We start from the raw sequence: 8,455 nt of genomic DNA on the forward strand, positions 1-8,455 counted from the left end.
GATCTTATCCTGAACCTGTCCATTCTGGGCCAGAGTCAAAATTTCCGGTGGCTTGGTTTTCTGTGTCCTTTTTGCCGCACCTAAAAATAGCGGTTCATTTCAATTCGGTTCTTGACATTTGTTTGCTGGTCTTACATGAAAACATCGTTTCCGGCACATATGGTGTATATAAACGCAGCGATAAGATCAACAGATATCTAGATATCTGTTGATCTTATCGCGTTAATTCATAAAAATTCCTGATTGCATCGCTTAGCCTAAATCAGCCAATCCAAATCCAGCTTCCACGGATGGAGCTGAATATCCGGCTTAACCATTTCTCCGTGAAAGTCACTTCCCGCACTGATGTAAAGCTCATATTTTTGAGCAAGAGCTAAAAATTCTTCTGTCATTTGGTGCGTATGCCGCGAATACCAGCATTCCAGGCCATCCAATCCGGCGTTTTTTAATGTTTTAAGCACCTGATCGAGTTTTTCTACGTTCAGTCCCAACTGATATGGATGCGCCAATACGGCTTTTCCCCCGTCTGCATGAATCGCCTGTATGCACTCCTCCGCCGAAGCTTTAAAGCGCTCAATTTTTTGATATTCCGCTGTATCCAAATACCGATCAAATGCTTCTCTCATGCAGGATACATAGCCTTGTTGGACTAATACCTGAGCAAAATGCGGTCTTGCAACTACTTTGCCACCGGCAAGCTGTTCCACGTCGCCTATCGAAATATCGATGCCCTTTTCATGAAGAAAAGCAATGATACGATATTTTCGTTCGTTACGACTGCGTTGTAGGGTGTCACAAAGCGCAGGCAATGCAGTCCCGACATCAGACATGCCAAGTCCCAGAATGTGCATATAGCGATGTTCACTCGCTCCCAGCTCAATCCCTCGCAAAACCTGAATACCATATGTTCTGCCTGCACGGATCGCTTCCTCCGTCCCGCTCAGTGTATCATGATCGGTCAGAGCGAGCAGTTCTATCCCCGCTGCTTGCGCTTTGCGCACCAAGTCAGTTGGCGAAAGCTGCCCATCTGATGCCGCAGAGTGCATATGGAGATCTGCCCACACCATCATCTCATCCCTCCTGGCGAATTGCTACAATACGGATTACCGGTGGATCATCATTTCCATAAGGTGCAAATCCTGTACGTTCCTGCGCATACTCCACACGAAAACCGATTTTTCTCAAAGCTGCTACTAGTTCATCCATCACAATAAATCGGCGATAATGATTGTTGTAAAAAAAAGCGTTGCGTTCCTGCTGCTGCCCCTTGCCATACAGAGGATCATGTATCCCGCGCACTTCGATGAAAAACTTTCCACCGGGTTTAAGGGCTCGATACATGGAGCGCAGCAACAGTTGTTCCTGCTTGCTGTTGATTGCATGAATCGTGAATCGACTATATGCGTAATCATAACTCTTCGACTGATGAACAGATTCGTTGATAAAATCACCACAGATAAAGTGCGGATTCCCTCTTTCCAACTTCTGGAGCATACGGATCGCAGCATCAGACAGATCAATCGCAACCACATCTAATCCGATATCCGCAAAAAACAAGGCATCCCGCCCGTTACCGCATCCTAGATCAACCAGCCGCCCCCCCGCCCCGGTCATCGTCGCCACATATCGTGCAAATGGAGAAGGTTCTATGGTGCAAATCTGATCCTGATAATAACGGTTCCAATAATCGCGGTTATCAATGGGGTTTTCCACGATATTAGGATATAAGATATGCTCGATCTGCTCGACCAGCTCCTGCGGCGTTTGTTCGCCGTCATTCTGCACGACCAGATCAGAGCTTTGCGGTTCATCAAATGGAATATCCACCCCTACCACGTTACATCCAGCCGTATACAATCCCTTTTGATTGCGTGCCAACAGAGTCTCTTTTTTTACCCGAATGTAAATTTCCTTATACTGGCTGATATTCTCGCGGTTCCACCGCCGTACAGAAGAGAACATGGCGATCGAACAGCAGATGACATCAATGCCTTGGTCGGCAAGCATCTTGCATACACGGAAGATCCGCCCTGCCCAGCGCAGGCGATCGTCCTGCGTGTAGCCGCTGTCCTCACCGAATATGGGCCGGATTGCATCCCCATCCAAATACACCACATTGGGCTTTGTGGCCTTGAGTCGTTGATAAAACAATCCACCCAATGTGGTCTTGCCGGCACCAGACAAACCGGTGAAAAAATAAACTGTCCCTTTGTGTTCCATAACGCCCCTCCTTATCAATGATAAAGCGGCTGCTCCAGCAGCGCAGGATCGAGTTCGAGTTTCTTCATCATCCGAAGGGGCTGTCCCTGTCGATTGACAAACGACAAACCCGCGAGCAGGCGGCAAGCCAAATTAAACCGTTTTTCTTTTTCCGGTATGATAACTGCAGCACACCTTTGGCGAATATCTTCTTCTTCCAGAGGTTCCCCTGTTTTGCCGTCTCGCCGATGTTCCAAAATACGTCCATACGTTCTCATAATATATCCATCAATACAAGTAAAACGCGCAATTTTTTCCCTTATCCATTGCTCATCAACCGGTTCACCTTTGTAGTAATGGAAATCATATCCATACTCTTCGTAAGCATCTCTCAGAAAATATTCCAAAAAGGCTCGCTCTTCATCATTTGCATATTCATCATAGGTTCTATAGACCGTGGCAAGATCAAAGCCCCTGACATTTCCCTCAAGCGATTCCGGATTGAGTCCATCCCGCCCTGAGCAATAGGTCATACTCTCGGTATACGGGATGTCCAGAAATCCTGCCAAGGAAGTAAAGGTCGCCGTTGGGTTGAGCTTGCCATCCTCAAAGCGAACAAGTACGCTGTCTCTGTACAGCCGGTCCTGTGGGTCAATCATAAAGCTTCGGTTTTGTATACGCTCAGATACAACATCTGAAACCACCTTAAAGGTTTCCCCCCCCTCTCTCCCCTGATCCATCTGTGCCTGGGCATACATAAACCGAACACTTGCCGCATAGCTGGTCGTAATACGGCGCATAGGTGTGAATGTTTTGATATACTTGAAATTCTGAAAAATCGGGGATTCGCGAATAGATTCATACTGTTCAGAATATAGCGTGGATACACCTTTTTTCCCTGCCAACATAATATGATACAGCATATTTGGAAAGTGTGGCTGAAAAAAAACGGCGGGAACGATACGCGCTTTGTAATCCAAGCCTGCACAGGCATCTTCACGGCCCAGTAATAAGGAAACGAGCATATCCTTATCTGTCAAACGAGCCATCATACCTTTTTGCGTCTTGCCTGCCTGACGGCGCAATTCCTTTTTTGCAGTTTTGATTTTCTGGCTCAGTTCATGGAACATCACGGACTCCATGGTGAGCAGATTCGGATGGTTATGAAAGATTTCATTAAAGAAATCCCCCCCATTATGCGTGGCCAACTGCGTATGCCAGATGAGGCGCGTAACCTCTTGATAGGAAAACGGCCTGACCCTGTTCCTGCTGTAATCAATGCCAAATCGTTCAGCAAAATCAATGGGATATTGCGCAATCTCCTTTTCAACCAGAAAAACAAATTTTTGCTGTGGTAAAAGCCGGGAGAATTGCAGGCAGCTTAAATACGCACAAAAGGTATTCCAATCCGTATAGTGAAGATAGATATGGTTCTCGCGTGCTACCCATTCGCTTTTGCGCACATTGTCATTTAAATACTCCAACTGATATTGAGAGAAAACATCCTCTGCAAGGATGGGATTTTCAAGGTCATGGAAGAAGTTCCGGTCTATTACCGGATCATTAAAATCAATATATTCTCCAAAGCGGTTTTGGGTTTTGAAAAAAGGAATATACCCCTTATCATTAAAAGGGAAAAATAAGATTGGAAGGCTGTCAAATGGGAGGAAATCCTTACAAAACAAATAGGGATACCCGCCAAGAAGCTCACAGTTTTCCTGATAACATTTCTGCTGCGCTTCCACATTGGGCAGATAAAAGGCCTGCATCATCAGATCCATCAATTCCGCTTGATAATATCCGCGGTTGTACAGAGAAACAAAGGTCGTATAGGCTGTCTGATACTCTCCCTCTGAAAAAAAGATGTAGCTTGCAGCCTCCATCTCGGCAGCAGGGTCTGATCCATCCGACTGTTGCAGCACAAGCGTATATGCCTGCTGTGCAGTTTCTTTTTGGTCCAACTCTGCCAGACGGCGAGCCAGTGCAAGGGCATCGCTGTTCATAGGATCGGTCCTTTCTCATAAAAACGGGGGCGGACAAAATGCCCGCCCCCATCCGGATTATAACTTGGTATGTGCCGCAAATACAGAGAAAATACAGCTTACTGGAGCAGCTGCAGAACGCCCTGCGGCACCTGGTTGGCCTGCGCCAGCATTGCCTGCGCGGACTGTACCAGAATGTTGTTCTTGGTGTACGCCATCATCTCGTCGGCCACGTCGGTGTCGCGGATGGTGGACTCAGCATCCTGAATGTTCTCGGTCATGACGGACAGGTTGTTCTGGGTGTGCTCCAGACGGTTCTGGGTCGCACCCAGCGTACCACGCACAGAGGATACGGTATTGATCGCATTTTTAATGGTATCCACTGCTGCCTGCGCCGCCTCCTGCGTAGCAACACTCAATGAATCAATTCCAAGAGCGGCAGTATGCATATCCTTGATTTTAACATCCAGCTGGTTGTACTTATCCGATGTGTCACCGATCTGCAGGGTGAGCGAGCTGCCATTCAGGCTCAGCTTATCCTTGGTAAATACGATATCTGTCGCCTTAATGTTGGCCTTCGTAACCGCAGCGCCATATACCTTGGTTTCCATGCCGGTCACACGGCTGATTTCCGCGGCAATCTGCTTGGCATCCGCAGCATCTGGGGCACCCTTAGAAGCAAGAGAGATGATGGTTACATCATCGCCCAGCGCCTTGATCTGATCGTTGGTCAGGCCGGTAGCAACCAGGAACTTGTGTCCATCCAATTCAAAGATATTTGCCTTCAACTGCTCCAAGGTAACGCCAGACGCAGCGCCGTCAGCGACTGTAATCTTGCTGGCATCAAACTTCTGCATGGAATCATAGGCTTCCGTACGGACAACGTCACCTGCCATAGATGCTGCAAAACCTGCAGTAAGGCTGGTATTTTCACTCACACCGACGCCGACTACCTGTGCACCCGCAGAGCCCTCCTGCTTGGAGGTAAAGACAAGCTTATTACCGCTACCGGCCGCAACATCAAAATTAGCGGAGAAATTGCTGTCCGCCTTCAGACCAGCTACGATACCTCTGAAAACCTGGGATGCCGCAAGCTTAGCGCCAGTACCGCTTGCATCGAGATAATACTTATTTCCATTTGCGTCGGTAAAATAATTTTTCGTGTTGTCCTTTGCAACGGCGCCCGTGCCATCCCCCTGATAGGTAAGGGAAACGGTTGTAGATTGCTCTTTGCCGCTGCTGTCCTTCCAGGTAACCGTGTAATCCAGCGTCTTGCCAATATCATCCGTAGTCAGCTTGCCGAGTGCACCGGTATCCGCTGCAGCGGCAGTCGTATAGGTACCCTTAACCGCGGTGGTCGCATCAATTGCAAGATTATCAACCTGGGAGCCGCCACTCAGGCTTCCGTCCAGCAGCTTAATGCCGTTGAAGTTCGCGGAATCTGCAATACGGTCGATTTCGGTTTTGAGCTGGTCTACTTCCTTCTGCAGGTTGTCACGGTCAACCTCGTTGTCGTAGGTGCCGTTCGCGGACTGGGTGGCCAGCTCGACCATACGGTTGAGCATGTCCTGCACTTCCTGCATTGCACCCTCACCGGTCTTTACCAGCGAGATGCCGTCCTTTACGTTCTTCTGTGCGGTTTCCAGACCAGTGATCTGCGCGCGCATCTTCTCGGAAATCGCAAGACCGGCCGCGTCGTCGCCCGCGCGGTTGATCTTGTAGCCCGAGGACAGCTTTTCAAGGTTCTTGGACAGCGCTGAGGTATTGTTGTTGTAGTTGCGGTAGGCATTCATTGCCATAATGTTGTGCTGGATTCTCATAAATCATTCTCCTTTTCAGAATCCGTCCGCAGCGAATCCATCCGTCTGCGGCCCTTTAGTTGATAAATTTCTATTCAAAACGGGTCAATCCGTTTGAATCAAATTGATTTTTACGGTTTGCTGCTGCGGAAGCGCTTCATACATTCCGGCGTTGCTCCCTGCTCTTCTACCAGTTTGGAGCGAACAACCGGCATTTCTCTGGGCGCGTCGATTGCAATACGCGTCAGCTTTCCCTTTTGCGCATATATCTGAATCACAATATCATCGCCGATCGTGATATAATCTCCTTCTTGAACGGATAACGCCAGCATCTTCTCACCTTTCTTCCGTTTTCAAAAACTATACTTTTCAAAACAAACCCTACTCTTACCATGTTATTTATAATATCGGTCGGATACTTTTATAAATAAGGAAATAAATAAAAAAATTTCCCCCTGCGGTCGCGTTTATAAAAGTATACCTTTTCGAGTTTTCAGCCGCTATATTTATCTCTCTTTCTCAAATTTCACAGCTTTATAATAGAAAGTCCCTTTCGGCATGCCGCAGGTTTCTGCTGCCAGCCGGAGGGGTATCTTTTTGTCGCGCCACGCTTTATGTACTTCGTAGAAGTTATCGGGCAGGGGCAGAGCTGGTCTGCCGAACTTCACGCCGCGCGCTTTGGCTGCGATAATGCCCTCGGCCTGCCGCTTGCGGATATTTGCGCGCTCGCTCTCCGCCACAAAGGACAGGATTTGCAGCACAAGGTCGGCAATAAATGTTCCCATCAGGTCCTTGCCCTGCCGGGTGTCCAGCAGCGGCATATCCAGCACGCAGATTTCAATGCCCTTTTCTTTCGTTAAAATGCGCCACTGTTCCTGTATCTCTTTATAATTACGCCCCAGCCGGTCAATGCTCATAATATAGAGCAGGTCGCCCTGTTTTAACTTTTTCAACATGCGCTTATATTTCGGGCGATTAAAATCTTTGCCGCTCTGTTTGTCCATATAGATGCGATTGCTCTGCACTCTTTTGGCCCGCAACGCAGCAAGCTGCCGATCCTCGTTCTGGTCAGTGCTGGATACTCTGATATAACCGTAAATATTTCCCAAATGTTATTCCTCCATTCTGCATATAGGCAGTTATCCTGCATTTATTGTACAGAAAAGGGAAAAATACTTGGATAAAAAATCCCCCCTGCGGCTGTTTTTTAGCAGCAAGGGCTTCAGAGTTGATTTTCTGTCTTGGATATAGGCTGCTCGGCATCATTGAGTATGCTGTGTTACCAAAAATACGGCCACCTTAGAGATCCGTTCTCCCAAGTGACCGTATTCTTTATTACCGAAAGTATAGCACCGATATATATTTTCCACTGATGTAGAATGGCGGATGTCGGGTCGACCATCTGCTGCCACAGGTGGCGCAGACTGTTGCGTTTTTTAGCGACTAACAGCACACGCGGCCTATGCAGCATACTGCGCCCATTGCACAGACAATATAGGCATACAGTTAGCGCGTCCCTCTCGTATTCGCCACCGGAGATGATAATCACTCGACGGCGGCTGCTAATGCGTACTGGGAACGACTCAAGTCTAGCATGTCGTCTGCCATGCGCGCAGGATGCTGGCAGAACTGGTCTATCTGCACGAAGATAGCATCTGTTTTTAAGCTGTGTACCGGTTGCTGTGCCATGTCGATCATGTCGCAGTCTTGCACTTCCTGATGCAACGCGCCGTACCGTCCGGCATGGCGCAGACCACTCTATCCTGTCACCTTGCTGGGATAACGCAATCTCTTACTCCGTTTGCACTCGAGGAAGCGCTATGTATAAGCAGGCACTTGATGAGTTACTCGCAGAAAACACGGAAGCAGGAATCGACTATATCCATGGAACGGAAACACTACTACGCCGCTATCTATCATAGGCTTTCTTTTACCGAACCTCTCGAAAGCCGGCCTGTTCCCACAGATACTGCGCACAGGCGTGCTACCGCGCAAAACTTTTTTCAATGGACGAGCATCGAAAAATGTTACTATTTGGAAGCGCGACGTATCGCGCCCGACGACTAAGTTCCCTTGTATGCTCGGCGATATGCTAATCCACCCGCTCTGCCGATACCGCATAAGTAAAGCTCCCCCCTTGTCTAACGGCAACATATCACGTCGTTTTCAAGGGGGAGCTAATCACATCAAAACAGCCAATATGGCTTTGTTTGCGTTCAGAAATTTACTTCGGTGCCGTAATAGAGGCTGTGGTTGTAACCCTTCTTGAACCATCTTGTGGTGGGTAGTAATTACTGATCCGCAGCATCCCCTACCGTGTAGCACAACCCTTGGAGAGGGGCTTTAATAACTACTCTATGATATAGAATCCTTTCTGGCACTGCAATATATTGCGCCATAGCACCGTCGCGGCTATATTCCGCGCAATGGACGCCGAGTACGCGACGATGCATGCACAGATTCACCATGCCTTTA

Annotated in this window: 9 protein-coding genes; 1 reads left to right on the plus strand and 8 read right to left on the minus strand. The window is 48.2% G+C overall.

The window, feature by feature from the left end:
* On the plus strand, positions 1-212 hold a 212-nt coding region (locus H8S45_RS16065; RefSeq protein WP_207724521.1), incomplete at its 5' end, for a hypothetical protein.
* A gap of 45 nt (positions 213-257) precedes the next feature.
* On the opposite strand, the gene H8S45_RS15410 is transcribed toward H8S45_RS16065, so the two are convergent.
* The 8 genes from H8S45_RS15410 to H8S45_RS16070 form a co-directional block, all read right to left on the minus strand.
* Positions 258-1,070, minus strand: a complete 813-nt coding sequence (locus tag H8S45_RS15410) for a PHP domain-containing protein (RefSeq protein ID WP_107631857.1) — start codon at positions 1,068-1,070, stop codon at positions 258-260.
* 1 nt (position 1,071) lies between these two features.
* On the minus strand, positions 1,072-2,220 hold the full coding sequence (locus H8S45_RS15415; RefSeq protein WP_107631856.1) for an adenylyl-sulfate kinase: 1,149 nt from the start codon (positions 2,218-2,220) through the stop codon (positions 1,072-1,074).
* Between the two features lie 14 nt (positions 2,221-2,234).
* On the minus strand, positions 2,235-4,202 hold the full coding sequence (locus H8S45_RS15420; RefSeq protein WP_147574629.1) for a hypothetical protein: 1,968 nt from the start codon (positions 4,200-4,202) through the stop codon (positions 2,235-2,237).
* Positions 4,203-4,300: 98 nt separating this feature from the next.
* The gene (locus tag H8S45_RS15425) at positions 4,301-6,001 is read right to left on the minus strand and encodes a flagellin N-terminal helical domain-containing protein (protein WP_186950524.1); all 1,701 of its coding nucleotides are present in this window, start codon (positions 5,999-6,001) and stop codon (positions 4,301-4,303) included.
* 110 nt (positions 6,002-6,111) lie between these two features.
* Entirely contained in the window at positions 6,112-6,312 is a 201-nt protein-coding gene (locus tag H8S45_RS15430) for a carbon storage regulator (protein WP_054328512.1), read from the minus strand.
* Positions 6,313-6,486: 174 nt separating this feature from the next.
* On the minus strand, positions 6,487-7,089 hold the full coding sequence (locus H8S45_RS15435; protein ID WP_054328579.1) for a recombinase family protein: 603 nt from the start codon (positions 7,087-7,089) through the stop codon (positions 6,487-6,489).
* 436 nt (positions 7,090-7,525) lie between these two features.
* Positions 7,526-7,678, minus strand: a complete 153-nt coding sequence (locus H8S45_RS15440) for a hypothetical protein (RefSeq protein ID WP_153802410.1) — start codon at positions 7,676-7,678, stop codon at positions 7,526-7,528.
* A gap of 593 nt (positions 7,679-8,271) precedes the next feature.
* The coding region (locus H8S45_RS16070; RefSeq protein ID WP_407925838.1) for a hypothetical protein at positions 8,272-8,455 on the minus strand (184 nt) is incomplete at its 5' end.

The sequence above is a fragment of the Agathobaculum faecis genome (genome assembly GCF_014287995.1).
Classification (GTDB): Bacteria; Bacillota; Clostridia; order Oscillospirales; family Butyricicoccaceae; genus Agathobaculum; species Agathobaculum ammoniilyticum.

Excerpts from the sequence above, each read along its gene's own strand:
- H8S45_RS15430 (WP_054328512.1), bottom strand. The coding sequence starts at position 6,312 with ATGCTGGCGTTATCCGTTCAAGAAGGAGATTATATCACGATCGGCGAT.
- H8S45_RS15440 (WP_153802410.1), bottom strand. The coding sequence starts at position 7,678 with ATGATCGACATGGCACAGCAACCGGTACACAGCTTAAAAACAGATGCT.
- H8S45_RS15425 (WP_186950524.1), bottom strand. The coding sequence starts at position 6,001 with ATGAGAATCCAGCACAACATTATGGCAATGAATGCCTACCGCAACTAC.
- H8S45_RS15415 (WP_107631856.1), bottom strand. The coding sequence starts at position 2,220 with ATGGAACACAAAGGGACAGTTTATTTTTTCACCGGTTTGTCTGGTGCC.
- H8S45_RS15410 (WP_107631857.1), bottom strand. The coding sequence starts at position 1,070 with ATGATGGTGTGGGCAGATCTCCATATGCACTCTGCGGCATCAGATGGG.
- H8S45_RS15420 (WP_147574629.1), bottom strand. The coding sequence starts at position 4,202 with ATGAACAGCGATGCCCTTGCACTGGCTCGCCGTCTGGCAGAGTTGGAC.